The 17648-nt window shown below is 74.5% G+C and carries 12 protein-coding genes and 1 pseudogene; 9 read left to right on the top strand and 4 right to left on the bottom strand.

Going from position 1 to position 17648, the window contains the following annotated elements:
• The first annotated feature begins 118 nt into the window (after nt 1-118).
• From RM844_RS25820 to RM844_RS25790, 7 genes and pseudogenes are all read left to right on the top strand, one after another.
• Nucleotides 119-256, top strand: a complete 138-nt coding sequence (locus RM844_RS25820; protein ID WP_311669791.1) for a hypothetical protein — start codon at nt 119-121, stop codon at nt 254-256.
• Nucleotides 253-342: a K(+)-transporting ATPase subunit F gene (kdpF, locus tag RM844_RS25815; protein WP_311669790.1), complete on the top strand. Its 90-nt coding sequence runs from the start codon at nt 253-255 to the stop codon at nt 340-342. The genes RM844_RS25820 and kdpF overlap by 4 nt, the downstream gene beginning before the upstream one ends.
• Nucleotides 343-351: 9 nt before the next feature.
• Nucleotides 352-2016: a potassium-transporting ATPase subunit KdpA gene (gene kdpA / locus RM844_RS25810; RefSeq protein WP_311669789.1), complete on the top strand. Its 1665-nt coding sequence runs from the start codon at nt 352-354 to the stop codon at nt 2014-2016.
• Entirely contained in the window at nt 2013-4115 is a 2103-nt protein-coding gene (gene kdpB / locus RM844_RS25805) for a potassium-transporting ATPase subunit KdpB (RefSeq protein ID WP_311669788.1), read from the top strand. Before kdpA ends, kdpB begins: the two co-directional genes overlap by 4 nt.
• Before the next feature lie 59 nt (nt 4116-4174).
• On the top strand, nt 4175-4858 hold the full coding sequence (locus RM844_RS25800) for a potassium-transporting ATPase subunit C (RefSeq protein ID WP_311669787.1): 684 nt from the start codon (nt 4175-4177) through the stop codon (nt 4856-4858).
• Between the two features lie 73 nt (nt 4859-4931).
• Nucleotides 4932-5606 (top strand): annotated as a pseudogene (locus tag RM844_RS25795) (response regulator); the annotation flags it as partial.
• Between the two features lie 176 nt (nt 5607-5782).
• Nucleotides 5783-8332 carry a DUF4118 domain-containing protein gene (locus RM844_RS25790; protein WP_311669786.1) on the top strand — a complete coding sequence of 850 codons (2550 nt, stop codon included), beginning with the start codon at nt 5783-5785 and terminating at the stop codon, nt 8330-8332.
• Here RM844_RS25790 and RM844_RS25785 read toward each other — a convergent pair.
• The 3 genes from RM844_RS25785 to RM844_RS25775 form a co-directional block, all read right to left on the bottom strand.
• The gene (locus RM844_RS25785) at nt 8311-8862 is read right to left on the bottom strand and encodes a hypothetical protein (RefSeq protein ID WP_311669785.1); all 552 of its coding nucleotides are present in this window, start codon (nt 8860-8862) and stop codon (nt 8311-8313) included. The genes RM844_RS25790 and RM844_RS25785 overlap by 22 nt on opposite strands.
• Before the next feature lie 265 nt (nt 8863-9127).
• Entirely contained in the window at nt 9128-9688 is a 561-nt protein-coding gene (locus RM844_RS25780) for a GNAT family N-acetyltransferase (protein WP_311669784.1), read from the bottom strand.
• A gap of 116 nt (nt 9689-9804) precedes the next feature.
• Nucleotides 9805-13008, bottom strand: coding sequence for a CHAT domain-containing protein (locus RM844_RS25775; RefSeq protein ID WP_311669783.1), 3204 nt, complete (start codon nt 13006-13008; stop codon nt 9805-9807).
• Between the two features lie 57 nt (nt 13009-13065).
• Here RM844_RS25775 and RM844_RS25770 point away from each other — a divergent pair, with 57 nt between their 5' ends.
• Nucleotides 13066-13485, top strand: a complete 420-nt coding sequence (locus RM844_RS25770; protein WP_311669782.1) for a hypothetical protein — start codon at nt 13066-13068, stop codon at nt 13483-13485.
• Nucleotides 13482-14396 carry a hypothetical protein gene (locus tag RM844_RS25765; protein ID WP_311669781.1) on the top strand — a complete coding sequence of 305 codons (915 nt, stop codon included), beginning with the start codon at nt 13482-13484 and terminating at the stop codon, nt 14394-14396. The genes RM844_RS25770 and RM844_RS25765 overlap by 4 nt, the downstream gene beginning before the upstream one ends.
• Nucleotides 14397-14455: 59 nt before the next feature.
• Here the strand turns inward: RM844_RS25765 and RM844_RS25760 are convergent, their stop codons facing one another.
• Nucleotides 14456-17584 (bottom strand): ThuA domain-containing protein, encoded by a 3129-nt coding sequence (locus RM844_RS25760; protein ID WP_311669780.1) that lies wholly within the window; start codon nt 17582-17584, stop codon nt 14456-14458.
• Nucleotides 17585-17648 lie beyond the last annotated feature (64 nt).

Raw genomic sequence — 17648 nt, 5'->3', positions numbered from 1 at the left:
GACCCGCTGAGCGGGGAGGCGGCGCCGCTCGGGGTGTGCCGGTCGCGTAGGGATTCCGTCAACGGCATCCCCCCGCCTATATGGAAACCGTCAACAAAGGACGCAAAACGTTCGGCGAGTGGAAGTCTCTGGTCCTGTTCAGACATTCGCTCGTCTTCTTCGAGGAGCCGTGATGGCCGACCTGGCCTTCGCCCTCACCACGGTCGCCGCCTTCCTGGTGGTGGCCCTGGTCGCCAAGGGGGTGACCCGGCTGTGAACCCCCAGGACGTCATCGGACTGCTGGTGGCCGCCGCTCTGCTGGTCTACCTCGTCATAGCCCTGCTCGCCGCCGAGAGGTTCTAGGCACCCCCGATGACCACGTACCTCGCCGGGGCGCTGCAACTGACCGCGCTGCTCGGCGCACTCGCCCTGGCCCACCGACCACTCGGCGACTACCTGGCCCACGTCTACAGCTCACCGCGCCACCTCCGGGTCGAGCGGGCGGTCTACCGCTGTGTCGGCGTACGGCCGGACGTCGAGGCCCGCTGGACCGGCTACCTGCGCGGCGTGCTGACGTTCTCGCTGGTCGGCATCGCCTTCCTCTACCTGGCGCAGCGCCTCCAGGGGGTGCTGCCCGGCTCGCTCGGCTTCGCCGCCATCGACGCCGACCAGGCGTTCAACACCGCGGTCTCCTTCGTCACCAACACCAACTGGCAGTCCTACGCCGGCGAACAGGCCATGGGACACCTGGTGCAGACCGCCGGCCTGGCGGTGCAGAACTTCCTGTCCGCGGCCGTCGGGATGGCCGTCGCCATCGCCCTGGTGCGCGGCTTCGCCCGCACCGGCACCCGGGAGATCGGCAACTTCTGGGTCGACCTGACCCGCGGCACCGTCCGCGTGCTGCTGCCGCTGGCCCTGGTCGCGGCCGTGGTGCTGGTCGCCTGCGGCGTCATCCAGAACTTCGCCGGCGTCCACCAGGTCGGCCAGTTCGTCGGCGGCACCCAGCAGTGGCACGGCGGCGCCGTCGCCTCCCAGGAGGCCATCAAGCTCCTCGGCACCAACGGCGGCGGCTACTTCAACGCCAACAGCGCCCACCCGTTCGAGAACCCGACGCCGGTCAGCAACCTCTTCTCGATCTTCCTGCTGCTGCTCATCCCGGTCGCGCTGACCAGGACCTTCGGCCGGCTGGTCGGCTCGCCCCGGCAGGGCTACGCGATCCTGGGCGCGATGGGCCTGCTCTGGCTGCTCTTCGCCGGCCTGACGCTGGCCGCCGAGCACCACGGCGCCGGCCCGGCGCCCGAGCTGGCAGGCGGCGCCATGGAGGGCAAGGAGACCCGGTTCGGCGTCACCGGCTCGGTGCTCTTCGCGGTGGCCACCACCGGCACCTCGACGGGCGCGGTCAACGCCTTCCACTCCTCGTTCACCGGCTTCGGCGGCGGCCTCACCCTGCTGCTGATGCAGCTGGGCGAGATCGCGCCCGGCGGCGTCGGCTCCGGCCTGTACGGCATGCTGATCATGGCGGTGCTCGCGGTCTTCCTGGCCGGCCTGATGGTCGGGCGCACCCCCGAGTACCTCGGCAAGCGGCTCGGCCCCCGGGAGATCAAGCTGGCCGCCTGCTACCTGCTGGTCACCCCGGCCCTGGTGCTGGTCGGCACGGCGGCGGCGGTGGCCCTGCCCACCCCGCCGGACTCCGCGCTCAACGGCGGCGCCCACGGCTTCTCCGAGATCCTCTACGCCTACACCTCGGCCGCCAACAACAACGGCTCCGCGTTCGCCGGCCTGGCGGCCGACACCCCCTGGTACAACACCACGCTGGGGCTGGCCATGCTGCTGGGCCGCCTGCTGCCGATCGTCCTCGTGCTGGCGCTGGCCGGCTCGCTGGCCGCCCAGCGCCGGTCGCCGGCCACCGCCGGCACCCTGCGGACCGGCAAACCCCTGTTCACCGCCCTGCTGACCGCGACCCCGCTGGTGCTGTCCGGGCTCACCTTCGTCCCGGCGCTCGCGCTGGGGCCGCTCGCCGAGGGACTCGCCGCATGACCACCACGACCCCCACCGCCGACCCCGCCTCGGCCCCCGCCGGGCCCGACCGCCCGGCCGGCGGCGCCCCGACCGGCCTGACCACCCTGGCCGCCGCCGTGCCCGAGGCGTTCCGCAAGCTGAGTCCGCGCGCCATGGCCAAGGCACCCGTCATGTTCGTGGTGCTCGTCGGCTCCGTCGCGACCACCCTGCTGGCCCTGACCGACCCCGGGGACCCGTTCGGCTGGGCCGTCGCCGGCTGGCTGTGGCTGACCGTCCTCTTCGGCAACCTGGCCGAGGCCGTGGCCGAGGGCCGGGGCCGGGCGCAGGCCGCGAGCCTGCGCCGCACCAGGACCGACACCGTCGCCCGCCGGCTGGCCGCCGGCGGCCGCGTCGAGGAACGGGTCCCCGGCACCGGGCTGACCGTCGGCGACCTGGTGGTCTGCGAGACGGGCGACGTGATCCCCGGCGACGGCGACGTCGTCGAGGGCGTCGCCTCGGTCGACGAGTCGGCGATCACCGGCGAGTCGGCGCCGGTCATCCGGGAGTCCGGCGGCGACCGGTCGGCCGTCACCGGCGGCACCCGGGTGCTCTCCGACCGGATCGTGGTCCGGATCACCGCCAGGCCAGGGGAGACCTTCATCGACCGGATGATCGGCCTGGTGGAGGGCGCCGCCCGGCGGAAGACCCCCAACGAGGTCGCGCTGACCATCCTGTTGGCCGCGCTGACCGTCGTCTTCCTGCTGGCCGTCGTCACCCTCCGGCCGTTCGCGGTCTTCGCCGGGGCCGGCGAGCAGACCTCGCTGCTGGTGCTGACCGCGCTGCTGGTCTGCCTGATCCCCACCACCATCGGGGCGCTGCTGTCCGCGATCGGCATCGCCGGCATGGACCGGCTGGTCCGGCGGAACGTGCTGGCCATGTCGGGGCGCGCCGTGGAGGCCGCCGGGGACGTCTCCACGCTGCTGCTGGACAAGACCGGCACCATCACCCACGGCAACCGGATGGCCGCCGCGTTCCTGCCGGTGCGCGGGGTGACCGTCGAGGAGCTGGCCGCCGCCGCCCAGCTCTCCTCGCTCGCCGACGAGACCCCCGAGGGCCGGTCCGTGCTGCGGCTCGCCGAGGACGGCCACGGCCTGCCGGCCCGCGACCGGGACGCGATCCCCGGCGCCGACTGGGTGCCGTTCTCCGCCGGCACCCGGCTCTCCGGCGTGGACCTCGACGAGGCCGGGACGGTCCGGCGGATCCGCAAGGGCGCCGCCGCCTCGGTGGCCCGCTGGGTGCGCGACCACGGCGGCCCGGAGGCGGTGGCGGCCGACCGGACCGCCGACCGGATCGCCGCCGCCGGCGGCACCCCGCTCCAGGTCGCGGTCCGCGACGCCGAGGGCGCCCGGGTGCTCGGCGTGATCCACCTCAAGGACACCGTCAAGGACGGGATGCGGGAACGGTTCGCCGAACTGCGCCGGATGGGCATCCGCACGGTGATGATCACCGGCGACAACCAGCTGACCGCCCGCGCCATCGCCGAGGAGGCCGGCGTCGACGACTTCCTCGCCGAGGCCACCCCCGAGGACAAGCTCGCCCTGATCCGGCGCGAGCAGGCCGAGGGCCGGCTGGTGGCGATGGCCGGCGACGGCACCAACGACGCGCCCGCCCTGGCCCAGGCCGATGTCGGCGTCGCCATGAACACCGGCACCGCCGCCGCCAAGGAGGCCGGGAACATGGTGGACCTGGACTCCGACCCGACCAAGCTGATCGAGATCGTGGAGATCGGCAAGCAGCTGCTCATCACCCGGGGCGCGCTGACCACGTTCTCGCTGGCCAACGACGTCGCCAAGTACTTCGCGATCATCCCGGCGCTGTTCACCGCCGCCTACCCGCAGCTGGACCGGCTCAACATCATGGGGCTGGCCAGCCCGCACACCGCGATCCTCGCGGCGGTGATCTTCAACGCGCTGGTCATCGTCGCCCTGGTGCCGCTCGCGCTGCGGGGCGTGCGCTACCGGCCGCTGGGCGCCGACGCCCTGCTCCGCCGCAACCTGGCGGTCTACGGGCTCGGCGGGCTGGTCGTCCCCTTCCTGGGGATCAAGGCCATCGACTGGCTGCTCGCCCTCCTCGTCTGACCCCCCCGACTCCTCGGCCACTCAGTCAACCCACAGATCCCATCGGATGGTTGGAAGCCATGCGTCACTCCCTCAGCGACCTCGCCCGCGGCTGCGGCGCCGGGCTGCGCGCCCTGCTGGCGCTCACCCTGCTCACCGGCGTGCTCTACCCGCTGGCCGTCACCGGCATCGCCCAGGTGTTCTTCCCCGACCGGGCCAACGGCTCCACCGTCAGCGCCGACGGCCGGGAGGTCGGCTCCGCGCTGATCGGGCAGCGCTACCAGCTCCCCGACGACCCCGGTGACCTCGATGACCCGGCGGCCGAACCGGAGCCCGACCCCCACTGGTTCCAGCCCCGGCCGGCCGACGGCCTGGCCACCAACAGCGTCAACACCCAGTACGACCTGCTGGTCTCCGGCGCCACCAACCTGGCGGCCGACAGCCCCGACCTGACCGAGGCCGTCGCCGCCGCCCGCGCGGAGGTCGTCGCGTTCAACTCCGTCCCCGGGCACCCCGTCGACCCGGCCGACGTGCCGGCCGACGCGGTCACCTCCTCCGGGTCAGGTCTTGACCCGCACATCTCGCCCGACTACGCGGCGCTCCAGGTCCGGCGGATCGCCGCACAGCACGACCTGCCCGTCGAACGGGTCGCCCGGCTGGTCGAGGACCAGACCGAGGGACGCGCCCTGGGGTTCCTGGGTGAGCCCCGGGTCAACGTGCTGCGGCTTAATGTCGCACTCGACGAGCTGGTCGCCGACCGCTGAGCCCGTCCGCACACCCCGTCCGCACGACGCCCCCGCCCGGCAGGGCGGAAGACCGAGAGGAGGTCGCGACGAGATGACCCGGGTCCTGGTGGTGGAGGACGACGCCCAGCTCGCCCGCGCCCTGGTGATCAACATGCGGGCCCGCGAGTACACCGTGGACGCCGCGCCCGACGGCGCCGCGGCACTCCGGCTGGCCGCCGCCCGCAAGCCCGACATCGTGGTGCTCGACCTGGGCCTGCCCGACATGGACGGCATCGAGGTGATCACCGGGCTGCGCGGCTGGACCCGGGTGCCGATCCTGGTGCTCTCCGCCCGGCAGACCTCCGCCGAGAAGGTGCGGGCGCTGGACGCCGGCGCCGACGACTACCTCACCAAGCCCTACAGCATGGACGAGCTGCTGGCCCGGCTGCGGGCCGCCGTCCGCCGGGCCACGCCCGGCACGGCCGCCGAGTCCGAGGTGGTCACCACCGCGGACTTCCAGATCGACCTGCTCGCCAAGAAGGCCAGGCGGGACGGCCGCGACGTGCGGCTGACCCCCACCGAGTGGCACCTGCTGGAGATCCTGATCAGCAACCCGGGCCGGCTGGTCACCCAGGCCCAGCTGCTCTCCGAGGTCTGGGGCAGCTGGTCCGGCGGGAAGACCAACTACCTGCGGGTCTACCTGGCGCAGCTGCGGCGGAAGCTGGAGCCGGACCCGGCGCACCCGCGCTACCTGCTCACCGAGCCGGGGATGGGCTACCGCTTCGAGCCCGGCCAGGCCGCCGAGCCGGCCGCCCCCGGGCCCGAGCCGGCTCCCGAGCCCGGGACCGCCCCGGACGCCCGGTCCGCCTCCCGGCCCCCGACCGAGCCCGAGGCCCGGATCGAGCCCCCGCCCCGGACCGAGCCCGGGGCCGCGCCCGCGCCACCGCCGGCCGGGAGCTGGCCGTGAGCCGCGGCCGCCTGCGGATCTACCTCGGCGCCGCCCCCGGCGTCGGCAAGACCTACGCGATGCTCGCCGAGGCGCACCGCCGGACCGCCCGCGGTACCGACTGCGTGGTCGCCCTGGTCGAGCACCACGACCGCCCCCGCACCAGGGAACTGCTGCGCGGCCTGGAGGAGATACCGCGCGCCCGGCTGGTCCACCGGGGGACGGTCTTCGAGGAGCTGGACGTCGCGGCCGTGCTGGCCCGTCGGCCGGCGGTCGCCCTCGTCGACGAGCTGGCGCACAGCAACGTCCCCGGCTCCCGGCACGCCAAGCGCTGGCAGGACGTCGAGGAGCTGCTGGCCGCCGGGATCGACGTGGTCTCCACCGTCAACATCCAGCACCTGGAGTCGCTGGGCGACGTGGTGGCCGGCATCACCGGCGTCCGGCAGCGGGAGACCGTGCCCGACGAGGTGGTGCGCCGCGCCGACCAGGTCGAGCTGGTCGACATGGCGCCGGAGTCGCTGCGCCGCCGGCTGGCGCACGGCAACGTCTACGCGCCGGAGAAGGTGGACGCGGCGCTCGCCCACTACTTCCGGCCCGGCAACCTGACCGCGCTGCGCGAGCTGGCGCTGCTCTGGGTCGCCGACCGGGTGGACGAGTACCTGCGCCGCTACCGGGGCGAGCACGACATCCACGCCACCTGGCAGGCCAGGGAACGGATCGTGGTCGGCCTGACCGGCGGCCCCGAGGGCCGCACCCTGATCCGGCGCGCCGCCCGGCTGGCGGAGAAGGGCGCCGGCGGCGAGGTGCTCGCCGTCTACGTGGCCCGTGACGACGGACTGTCGGCCGGCTCACCTGAGGAACTCGCCGCCCAGCGCGACCTGGTGGAGGGCCTCGGCGGCACCTACCACCACGTCAGGGGCGACGACATCCCGGCCGCGCTGCTGGAGTTCGCGCGCGGCGCCAACGCCACCCAGATCGTGCTCGGCGTCTCCCGCCGCCGCCCCTGGCAGTACGTGCTGGGGCCCGGCATCTCCACCCAGGTGGCCCGCGAGGCGGGCCCCGACCTGGACGTCCACCTGGTCACCCACGACCGGATGGGCAAGGGCCGCGGCCTGCCGGCCGCCCGGGGCGCCCGGCTCGGGCGGCCCAGGACGGTCGGCGGCTGGCTGGTGGCGGTGCTCGGCCCGGTGCTGCTGACCGCCGTGCTCCAGGGCCTCACCTTCGAGGTGGGCCTCGCCAACGACGTGCTGCTCTTCCTCACCCTGGTGGTGGCCGCCGCGCTGCTGGGCGGCCGCTGGCCGGCGCTCGCCTCGGCCGCCACCGGCTCGCTGCTGCTCAACTGGTTCTTCACCGAGCCGGCGCACACCCTCGACGTCGCCGGCTCACACCACCTGCTGGCCCTGGTGGTCTTCTTCGGCGTCGCCGTCTCGGTGGCCTCCGTCGTCGACCTGGCCGCCCGGCGGGCCCAGCAGGCCGCGCGGCTGCGCGCCGAGTCGGAGATCCTCGCCTTCCTGGCCGGCGGGGTGCGCGACGAGACCGGCCCGCGGGAGCTGCTGACCAGGATCAGCCGCACCTTCGCCACCGGCTCCGTCGCGCTGTGGGAACGGGACGACGCGCACGGCGGGTTCACCCGGGTCGCCGAGGTGGGCGGCCCGGGGCCGGACCGGCCGGAGGACGCCGACGTGGACGTGCCGGTCGGCGACCGGCGGGCGCTCACCCTGCACGGCCGGGTGCTGCCGGCCGAGGACCGCCGGGTGCTGGCGGCCTTCGCCGCGCGGGCCGCCGGCGCGCTGGACCACCAGCGGCTGCGGGCCGACGCCAGGGCGGCCCGTTCGCTGGCCGAGGGCAACCGCATCCGCACCGCGCTGCTGGCCGCCGTCTCGCACGACCTGCGCACCCCGCTGGCCGCCGTGAAGGCCGCGGTCTCCTCGCTCCGCTCGGCCGACGTCACCTGGTCGCCGGCCGACCAGGCCGAGCTGCTGGCCGCCATCGAGGACGGTGCCGACCGGCTGGACCACCTGGTCGGCAACCTGCTGGACCTCTCCCGGCTGCGGACCGACACCGTCACCCCGGTGCTGCGCCCCACCGACCTGGACGAGGTGGTGCCGATGGCGCTGCGCGGGGTGCCGGCGGGGCGGGCGGTGCCGCGCGTCCCGGAGAGCCTGCCGCTGGTGCCGCTGGACGCGGGCCTGTTGGAGCGGGCGCTGGCCAACCTGGTGGAGAACGCGGTCACCCACAGTCCACCCGACCGGCCGGTGCTGGTCACCGCCAGCACGGTGCCCGGCTGGGTGGAGCTGCGGGTGGTGGACCGGGGGCCCGGGGTGCCGGACGCCGCGAAGGAACGCATCTTCGCGCCGTTCCAGCGGCTCGGCGACGCGCCGCGCGGCGACGGGGTGGGCCTCGGCCTCGCCGTCGCGCGCGGCTTCGTGACCGCGATGGGCGGCACCCTCGACGCCGAGGACACCCCGGGGGGCGGGCTCACCATGGTGCTGCGGCTGCGCACCACCCCGCCGGGGCGCGACGACCCGGCGGAGCCGGGGCCGGGTCAGCAGCCGCCGCAGTTGTAGTAGGTGACGTCCCAGTGGTTGCCCTCCAGGGCGTAGACGTTGCCCGAGCCGGACTCGTAGAGCGCGGCGCCGTCGCCGCGCTGGCCGATGTAGGTGAAGGTGTTGGTGACGTAGGAGTTGAGGCAGCTGCTGAGGCCGAAGTCCAGCTTGTAGCCGTTCCAGTGGCTGTAGGTGCCGCCGGCGTGCCCGGTCTCGGTGCCGCCGGTGATGTTCAGCGCGCAGCCGCTCGCCGATTTGAGCGTCTGGGCGCCCTGCGCCGAGGTCAGGTTGAGCTGCTCGAACGAGGTGCAGGTGGGGGTGTTGCGGTCGGAACAGCCGCCGGACGAGGACCAGGTGATGCCGGACGAGGAGAAGCGCGCGGTGGCCTCCGCGTGCGACAGCTTGGTGACCGTGGGCGCCACCTCCTCGACGGCGACGGCGACGGTCGTCGTGGCGGCGGTCGAGGAGTCGGCGGCGACGCCGACGGCGGGCGCGACGAACAGCGAGGCGCCGGCGAGCGCGAGGACGCTGAGAACGGAACGGATGCGCATCCGGGAAACCCTCCAGGGTGGGGGGACCGTCCCCGGGACCCGGGGACGGCCGAGACGGTCTCGGTCGGGCCGTGCGGGTGGAGCGGGTGCGGCGGGGGCCGCCGTGTGGGGGCGGCGGTGGAACGGCGCGGGCGGGCCCGCTGGTTCAGGATGGTGCCCGAGATCTACGCGCGTTCGCCAGAGGGCGGGCCCGGTCTTTTCCTGGCATGCGCCCATCAACCCCGCGCATATGCCCGGGCGTTGCCGGCACGCCGTCGCCACGCCCTCACGCGGCCGCGCGGTTGGCGCGCCACTCCGGGGCGAGGACGGACCAGATCTCGGTGTCCCGGCGGCGGCCGCGGTAGAGGTAGTTCTGCCGGAGGACGCCCTCCCTGGTCATCCCGAGCCGGCGGGCCACCGCGATGCTCGGCACGTTCCCGGGGGCGACCTGCCACTCCACCCGGTGGATGCCGCGTTCCTCGATCGCCCAGTCGATCAGCAGCCGCGCGGCCCGGGTCACCAGCCCGCGGCCGGCCGCCGCCGGCTCCAGCCAGCAGCCGGCCTCCGCGGTGCCCTGCGCGACGTCCATGGTGCGCAGCAGCACCCCGCCGACCAGCCGGTCCTCGGCCCAGATCCCGTGCAGACAGCCGGTGTCGGCCGCCGCCCGGTCCGCGTAGGTGCGCAGGAACCGCCCGGCGGCCGGCAGGTCGGGGACGAGGTCCGGCAGCCCCACGTGCCGGCCGATGAACTCCCGCCCCCGGTCGAGGTGGGCGAGGAACTCCTCGGCCCGCCACGGCTCCAGCGGCCGCAGGCACGCCCCGTCCTCGCCCAGCGCTCTCTCGTACACCCGCACGCTCCCTCCGCACCACGGGCCCGTTCGGCCCGCCGTGAGCCTAGAGCGTGCGGCGGGCCCGCTCCACACCCGGGCGCCGTCCCTGGCGCTCGGCGCACCGCGGGCAACCGCTATGCGCCGTAGTGGAGGTGGGCCGCCCAGAGCGTGGGCGTGTGGGGGTTCTCCGCTCGCCGGGCGCGCACGGCCGCGTGCAGCGCACGGGCGGAGCCGGAGGCGTCGCCGAGCGCGTGTCCCGATGCCACCCGGGCGTAGAAGGCGTCGGCGATCTCGGCCGCCTCCTCGTCGTCCACGGGCCACAGGGTCCCGATCACGTGCCGGAAACCGGCGGTGTGGAAGGCGCCGGCGATATGCAGGGCCTCGTCGGCGAGCGCCTCGTGCCCGCGCACGGTGTCGCAGGCCGACAGATACGCCAACTCCGCCCGCTCCAGGCGCAGTCGGGCGATGTCGCCGGTGCTCAGCGGCCGCTTGCCGTGGTCGTACAGCAGCAGCTGCCCGCCGGAGGTCGCGTCGGCCGGGCTGACCGCGTGGCAGGCGATGTGCGTCCAGGTGTGCCGGGGCAGCGCCTCCAGCACCGTCTCGTACCGCGCCGCCGCCCCCGTCAGGGTGCGGGCGAGCGGCAGCCGCTCGGCCAGTCGCGCCAACTCCAGGTCGACGCGCGGCAGGTCGGGCACCCCGGCGGCGCCGCGTAGCGCGACGGCGAGTACGGAACGTCTCCCGACCACGGGCCTGGCGCGAGCCCGCAGCAGGCCGCGGACCGTGGTGGCGTAGGACGAGACGACGCGGTCCAGGGTGCTGGCGCCCGGGGTGTCGGGCAGCCCGGCGGCGTGCAGTGGGAAGAGGGAGAGCGGGCCCGTCGGAATCCACCACACGCGGGGCGGCGCCTGGCCCTCGACGGGCGGGGCGGTGCGGCCGAGCGCCGTCAGGACCGGCTCGGCCACCGCCGTCCACAACCACCCGAGTGTCTCGACGATCCCTCGCTGGGCCGCCGCCTGTTCCACCAGCGGCAGCGCCGGGTCGCCGGCCCTGCCCAGCAGTTCGACGAACCTGCCCGCCCGGCCGAGCAGATCGACGTACGCGACGTCCGGCAGGGGCACGGAACGTACCCGCCCGCCCTCGATGAGCAGCGCGTCGCAGCCGAACGGGCTGGTGTTGAGCACGACGACCGGACCGTGCGGGGCGGCGGCACGCGCCAACTCCCGGGGGGTGGGCGGCCGGAGGAAGCCGGCGAACCCGGGCGTCGCGCGCACCGTCTCCACCAGCGCGTCCCACGCGGCGGCCAGCGCGTGCCGATCCTGTCCACTCAGGGGCGCCCCATCGGGCGCGCTCCCGCCGCTCGGGAAGCCGGCCATCCCGGGCAGGACCGGGGCCGACAGGAAGCCGCCCGCCTCCGGGCGGTCGAGCGCGCGGCTCAACTCCAGGTAGCGATCGGCCAGTCGCGGGTCCCGCGAGCGCAGCTCGTGCACGTCGTCACGGGCGTCGATGGCCTGACCGAGGAGCACGCCCCGACCGTTCTCCAGCATGCGCAAGGCCCGCTCAGGCGCTGGTTCGGGAGCGCGCAACGCCACGGCGGCGGCGTCCCGCGCGAGCCCCACGAACTGCGCCAGCAACCGCTCCCGGTCGCTCTGCGGCAGCGACCGCGCTGCCGTCCGTGGCAACAGCTCGGTGGCCAGGTCGAAGGCGGTCAGCGCCTCCTCCCCGGCCCGGAAGGACGCCGCCCCGGTCAGGGTGCTCGCTGCCCGCAGCCGGTTCGCCGCCCACTGCCGCGCCGCCCACAGGCGCTCGCGGGTCGGCTGGCCGGCGTCCCGGGCGATCGCGCTGAGTTCCCGCGCCGTCTCCCGGTCGTCCCGCGGCCGCGCGTCGCCGGAGGTGAGGTCACGGAGGGAACGCACCGAGACGAGGAAGAGCCGGTTGCCGGTGTGCGACGGGTGCCCCGGCGGGGTGGCGGCCAGGGCGTCCTCGGCGGCCCGCACCGCGGCCCGCAACAGCTCACGACCCCGCCCGGAGAGCGGCTCGGGGAGGCCCGGCGGCGGGCGCGACGCCGGCCGCCAGCCGGTGAGATGCGCCAGCCCGGCGGAACGCTCGAACTGGAGCCGGGCCAGCCACGCGTGGGCGACGAGCCGCTCCACCCGGTTCGGGTGCCGCTCGGGGGTCGCGGCCAGCGCCCGCCGGGAGGCGGCCACCGCCTCGGCGAGGTCGGCGCTCTCCGAACGCGCCAGGTAGAGGTTTGTGAGCACGATGCTCAGGTTGGACTGGAAGCGCGCCCACAGCGGGTCGGACGTGGGCGTGGCGGCCACCGCCTGCCTCGCCAACCCGGCGGCGGAGGCCAGGGCTTCGAGGTCACCGCCCTCCGTCATGCTGTGGCGCAGTCGCAGCGCCTCGGACAGGTTGGAGACGGCGGCCGTGACCTGGGCCGGCTCCGCCGTCGCCCGGCCCTCGTCCAGGGCCCGGCGCAGCGTCGCCACACACTCGTTGAGCGCGGACGAGTCCCCGAGGGAGTTGACCTTCTTCAGCAGCGCGATCCCCAGGTGGTTGAGGCGCGAGACCCGCATGGGGTCGTCGACCGCCGTGGCCCGCAGCGCCTCCCTGATCTCGTCGATGCTCTCGTCGAGGTCCTCGGGCCTGGCCGTGGTGCCCCAGCGCGTGGTGAGCGCCCCGGCCAGATTGGCCCGCAGGGCGGGCACCATCCGGTGGCCCTCCGGGATGACGCCCAGCGCCTCGCGCAGCCGCACCACGGCCCGGTCGATGTCGTCCCGTGTGCTCAACGCCTCGAACCGCGACCAGTGGCACTTGCCCAGGCCGTTCAGTGCGGCGGCCCGCAACTCGGCGACCGGACGCGAGTCCAGCAGGCTCTCGAAGACCGCGACCGCCTCGTCCAGGTAGCGCTGATCATGGGTGGCGTCGAACCGTGCGTGCAGTTGCTCCCCCCGGCTGATGGCCGCCACCTCGGAGGGCGAGGCGGGACCGGCCGACGGGGCCCGGGGGCTCCCGCCGCTCCCCAGCGGCGGCCGCGCCGACGAACCCGCGGCCAGGTCCCGCACGTCGAGGTGTGTGACCGGTGCGCCGTCCAACGCGGAGTTGATGCCCACCAGGCGGGCCGGGTCGCTCGTCCCGCCGAGATCCAGCGGGCGCCGCAGCGCGATGTTCCGTAACTCCTCCAGATCCCGGCTGTTCGGCGGTGCGGAGCCGAACATCATGGCGGCCATCACCATCCGCGCCTGGGCCTGCTCGCCCTCGGCCTTCCTCCGCCGTCGACGCCGGCCGAACATCTCCCACCCCCGGGTGCCGGACCACAACTCCTCTACGCGACACGCCATTTCGCAGCTTTACTATCATTCCATCACGTGCTGTGAGCATGGCAAGGGGGGAAACAGATGCCAGGAACGACGGCGCCGAACGACGGCGACCCGACGTCCTCGCGGGCCACGCTCGGCCGGATCTGTGCCGAGCTGGAGCAGATCCGCGCCCTCACCGCGGCCGCCGGGCCGGCCGTGCGCGGCGCGGCCGAAGGCGTCCTCGCCCGACTCAGGGAGGGCGGCGACATCTCGGCCGCCCAGGACGAGCTGCACCGCCTGCTGCGCCGCGCCGGGGTCGCCGGTGGACTCAACGGCATCACCCGGGGGGTGGGCGTCGGCGGTATCCCGCCGACGCCGGGGCATCCCACCGTCCCAGCCGCTCTGGTCTGCCCGGTCAGCCGTTGCCCCCGGGCGGTGCTGCTCGACGACCCGCCCGAGCTGCCCCGCGACTGCCGGCTGCACGGCCTCCCCATGCGGCTGCTCCCACCGCCGGCATGAACGCCCTCCTCTCCGAGTTGGGCAAGAGCCTCGCCACCCGCTGGCTCAGTTACCTCATGCCCACCGGCCTCCTCTTCCTCGGCGCCGCCGGCACCGGACTGGTCCTGGGCCACGCCCGCTGGTACGACCTGCCGGCGGTCGCCGACCGGCTGGACGCCTGGGCCTCCGGCCCCGACGAGCGCGCCCTCGGCGCCGGCCTCGCGGTGGCGGCGGGCATCGTGCTCCTCGCCACCGCTGTCGGTCTCCTGGTCCGGGCGCTCGGCACGGTCGTCGACCGGATCTGGCTCGGTACCTGGCCGCGGGGTGCGCGCCGGCTCGCCACCGGGTTGACCGAACGCCGGAGGGCGCGGTGGGCGGCCGCCGACCAGCGGGTCAGGGAGGCCTGGCGGCAACACGCCGCGCGGCGCGCCCTGACCGGCGCGTCGGACCCCGACGACCGCACCCCCGCCCTGCGGATCGCCGAACGGGACCGCGTCTGCCTGGTTCCGCCGGGGCACCCCACCTGGATCGGGGACCGGGTCGCCGCCACGGACCAGCGGATCCTCGCCACCTACGGCCTGGACCTGGCCGCGGCCTGGCCCCGGTTGTGGCTCGTGTGCCCGGAGGAGACCCGCGCCGAACTCCGCACCGCCCGGCGTGGCTACGACGCGGCCACCCAACTCGTCGCCTGGTCCCCGCTCTACCTGGCGCTGGCCGTCTGGTGGTGGCCGGCCCTGCTGATCGCCGCGACGACCCTCGTCGTGGGTGTCCGCCGGGGCCGCGCGGCGATGGACACGTTCTGTTGGCTGGCCGAGTCGGTGGTCGACCTGCACGGCCGTGACCTGGCCACCGCCCTCGGCCTCAGCTGTTCCGGGCCCCTCTACCCCGAGACCGGCCGACGGGTGACGGCGCGACTGCGGAAGGACCGCTGAGCCGCGTCCGGGCCCGCCCACGCCACGCGGTTGCCGTGGCGCGGGCGGGCCCGGCCGGGTCAGGGGTCGGTGGTGAAGGAGACCGCGTCCACGTCGAAGGCGTTGTCCGTCGGGGTGGTGAAGACCAGGAACAGCTTGTGGGTGCCGGCCAGTTCGGCGACCGGCACCGGCTCGGTCAGCTGGTAGGTGTCCCAGTGCCCGGTGGCCGGGACCGGGGTGGTGGCGAGGAGTTCGCCGTCCGGTGCGCCGGCCCGCAGTTCGATGGCGCCGCCGCCGTCCGGCGAGGAGTAGCGGTAGCTGACGCCCGCCACGCCCTCGACGCTCATCGGCTCGAAGGCGATCCAGTCGCCGTCGCTGATGTCGCCGATCCGCTGGCCGTTCTCCGCGTCCGGTTGGGCGACGATCCGGGTGCCCGACTGGTCGTGGTGGTACTCGGCCTGCTTGTGCTTCGGCTGGAGCACCGCCCGCCCGTACCCGGTCAGCGCGCCGGTGCCGTCCGCGCCCTGGTCGGTGTAGCGGGCGTTGAGCACGTACCACAGGTCGGCGCCCTCCGGGTGGCCGCCGAGGTCGCCGGTGTCCACGGTGCCGGAGCAGCCCCGCAGGTCGGTGGTGGGGTGCTCGTGGTCGTCGTGGCCCAGGGCCGGGTTGACGAGGACCCGCTCGCAGTCGATCTCGCCGTCCTCCGGGTCGGTGACCGTCACCCGGTAGGGGATCTGGTCGCCGAAGTCGATGAGTTGGCCGTCGGTCGGCAGGTCCACGGTCACCGTGGGCGCCGTGTTGCCCACGGTGATGGGGATGTTGGCGTAGCCGGTGACGCCGGCCGGGTTGGTCGCCCGCAGTTGCGCGGTGTACTCGCCCGGCTCCTGGTAGGTGTGGGTGACGCGGGCGCCGGTGGCGTCCTCGGTGCCGTCACCGTCCAGGTCCCAGGCGAGGGTGAGGTCGCCGCCGGCCGGGTCGGTGGAGTCGGCGCCGTCGAACTCCACCGTCAGCGGCGCCGGCCCGTTGGTGACCGAGGCGCTGGCCACCGCGCGGGGCGCCTGGCCGTCGGGGGTGTGGTCGATCCGGTAGAGCCCGGAGTCGGGGTTGCCGCCGCCGAACGCGCTGCCCCACTCCAGGACGTACAGCGAGCCGTCGGGACCGAAGGTGAGGTCCATCGGCTTGGTGAACTCCTCGGTCGGCAGGAAGTCGTTGATCTTCAGCACGCCGCCGTCGGAGCCCAGCCGGATCTCCTTGACGTAGTCGCGGGTCCACTCGTAGAGGAACTGCGCGCCGTCGTAGTACGCGGGGAACTTGGTCGGCGAGGGGTTGTCCGGGTCGTAGCGGTAGACCGGCCCGGCCATCGGTCCCGAGCCGCCCTCGCCCAGCTCGGGGAAGTCCGCCGAGGGGCCGTAGCCGTACCAGATCTCGGGGTGCTGGACCGGCGGCAGCTGGCTGAGGCCGGTGTTGTTGGGGGAGGGGTTGGTCAGGTCGTCGCAGTCGAACTTCTCGCCGACCGCCCCGGTGTCCGGGTCGTAGGGCGCGTACGGCTGGTTGTCGCCGTGGCAGAACGGCCAGCCGAAGTTGCCCGGTTCGGTGATGATGTTGTACTCGACCAGGCCCTCCGGGCCGCGTTCGGTGGCCGGACCCTCGCGGTCCGGGCCGTAGTCGGCGACGTGCAGGTGGCCGGTCTGGGGGTCCACGGAGAAGCGGAACGGGTTGCGGAAGCCCATGGCGTAGATCTCCGGCCGGGTCCGTTCGGTGTCCTCGGCGAAGAGGTTGCCGTCGGGGATGGTGTAGCCGCCGTCGTCGGACGGCAGCACCCGCAGGATCTTGCCGCGCAGGTCGTCGGTGTTGCCCGAGGTGCGGGCCGCGTCCAGCATCTCCTCGCCCGGCCGCCAGTCCAGCGGCGCCCAACCCTGCCAGTGGTTGGAGAGGTTGGGCGGCACGTCGTCGCCGGTGGCGAGGTAGAGGCTGCCGTCCGGGCCGAAGGCCAGGCTGCCGCCGGTGTGCCCCGGCTCCGGGTAGGTCCGGTCCCGGTAGGCGGGCACGTCGAGGAGCGGTTCCTCGCTGGCCGGGTCGAGGGTGTTCCCCTCGACGGTGAACCGGGAGAGGCGGTTGACGTCCTCGGCGCTGTCGGCCGGCGCGTGGTAGAGGTAGACCCAGCCGTTCTCGGTGAAGTCCGGGTCCAGGGCCAGCCCGACCAGCCCGTCCTCGCCGCCGGTGTAGACGTCCAACACCCCGGCGACCGTGGTGGCGTTGGTGGTCGGGTCGAAGACCTTCAGCTCACCGCCGCGCTGGGCGTAGAAGACCCGGCCGTCCTCGGCGACGTCCAGCTCCATCGGGTCCACGGTGTTCTCGTCCAGCGGGACCTTGTCGAACTTGCTCCAGACGGTGCCGCCGCAGTCGCCCGGCAGGTCACCCGCCGCCCAGCGGATGCCGCCGACCACGTGGTCGCGGAACGCCGGCTCGGTGTAGGAGGCCGCGTCGTGGCCCATCGCGGTGGCCCAGACCGAGCCGCCCTGTGCCTCGCGGCACCAGGAGATGGGGTGGTCGTGCCCCATCGCGTCGCCGCCCGGGTCGTAGGTCGACTCGTCGGCGGTGACCAGCACATGGACCTCGCCGCGCGGGTTGGGGTCGAAGTTGTACCACTCCTCCGGTCGTTCCCAGATCTCGTCGAGGGAGCTGGTCGAGGGGTGCACCCGGTCGGCGACGTGCGCGGTGCCCTGGAGCACGCCGGGGGAGTGCGAGGGCATGTGGGCGCCGCCGTTGACCAGGTCGTCCCACCAGGGGAACTCCTCCTCGATGCCCATGTCGAGGGTGTTGTGGATGGCGGCGATGCCGCCGCCGTTGTTCACGTAGCTCCGGACGGCGGCCCGTTGCTCGTCGGTGTCCCAGACCATGCCGGAGTTCTGGAGCATCACCACCACGTCGAAGGTGGCGAGTTCGGCGTCGTTGAAGACGGCCGGGTCGTCGGTCTGCACCATCTCGAAGCCGTGCTCGGCGGCTTCCTCCTCCAGCATCCGGATGCCGTCGGGGATGGAGTCGTGCACGTAGCCGACGGCCCGGGTGAAGACCAGGGCGCGGAAGTCGGCCGCGGTTGCGGGGTCCGCGTCCTGGGCGAGCGCCGGCAGCGCGCCGAGGGCCAGGACGGGGGCGGCGGCGACGGCCAGCAGCCGTCTGCCACCGGATCGTCGGGGGGGACGTCTCATGCGGGGTACTTCCTTTCCTCGGCCGGTACGGCTCCTTACCGGGGGGAACGCCGGGTGGGGGTGG

The organism is Streptomyces chisholmiae, assembly GCF_031845445.1.
Classification (GTDB): domain Bacteria; phylum Actinomycetota; class Actinomycetes; order Streptomycetales; family Streptomycetaceae; genus Streptomyces; species Streptomyces chisholmiae.
Note: the sequence above shows the minus strand (reverse complement) of the source record. Positions and strands in the feature narration are given on the sequence as shown.

What these genes read in the sequence shown, in the direction of transcription:
- RM844_RS25785 (WP_311669785.1), bottom strand. Translation starts at nt 8,862, where the DNA reads ATGCGCATCCGTTCCGTTCTCAGCGTCCTCGCGCTCGCCGGCGCCTCG.
- kdpA (WP_311669789.1), top strand. Translation starts at nt 352, where the DNA reads ATGACCACGTACCTCGCCGGGGCGCTGCAACTGACCGCGCTGCTCGGC.
- RM844_RS25760 (WP_311669780.1), bottom strand. Translation starts at nt 17,584, where the DNA reads ATGAGACGTCCCCCCCGACGATCCGGTGGCAGACGGCTGCTGGCCGTC.
- RM844_RS25770 (WP_311669782.1), top strand. Translation starts at nt 13,066, where the DNA reads ATGCCAGGAACGACGGCGCCGAACGACGGCGACCCGACGTCCTCGCGG.
- RM844_RS25800 (WP_311669787.1), top strand. Translation starts at nt 4,175, where the DNA reads ATGCGTCACTCCCTCAGCGACCTCGCCCGCGGCTGCGGCGCCGGGCTG.
- RM844_RS25775 (WP_311669783.1), bottom strand. Translation starts at nt 13,008, where the DNA reads ATGGCGTGTCGCGTAGAGGAGTTGTGGTCCGGCACCCGGGGGTGGGAG.
- kdpB (WP_311669788.1), top strand. Translation starts at nt 2,013, where the DNA reads ATGACCACCACGACCCCCACCGCCGACCCCGCCTCGGCCCCCGCCGGG.
- RM844_RS25765 (WP_311669781.1), top strand. Translation starts at nt 13,482, where the DNA reads ATGAACGCCCTCCTCTCCGAGTTGGGCAAGAGCCTCGCCACCCGCTGG.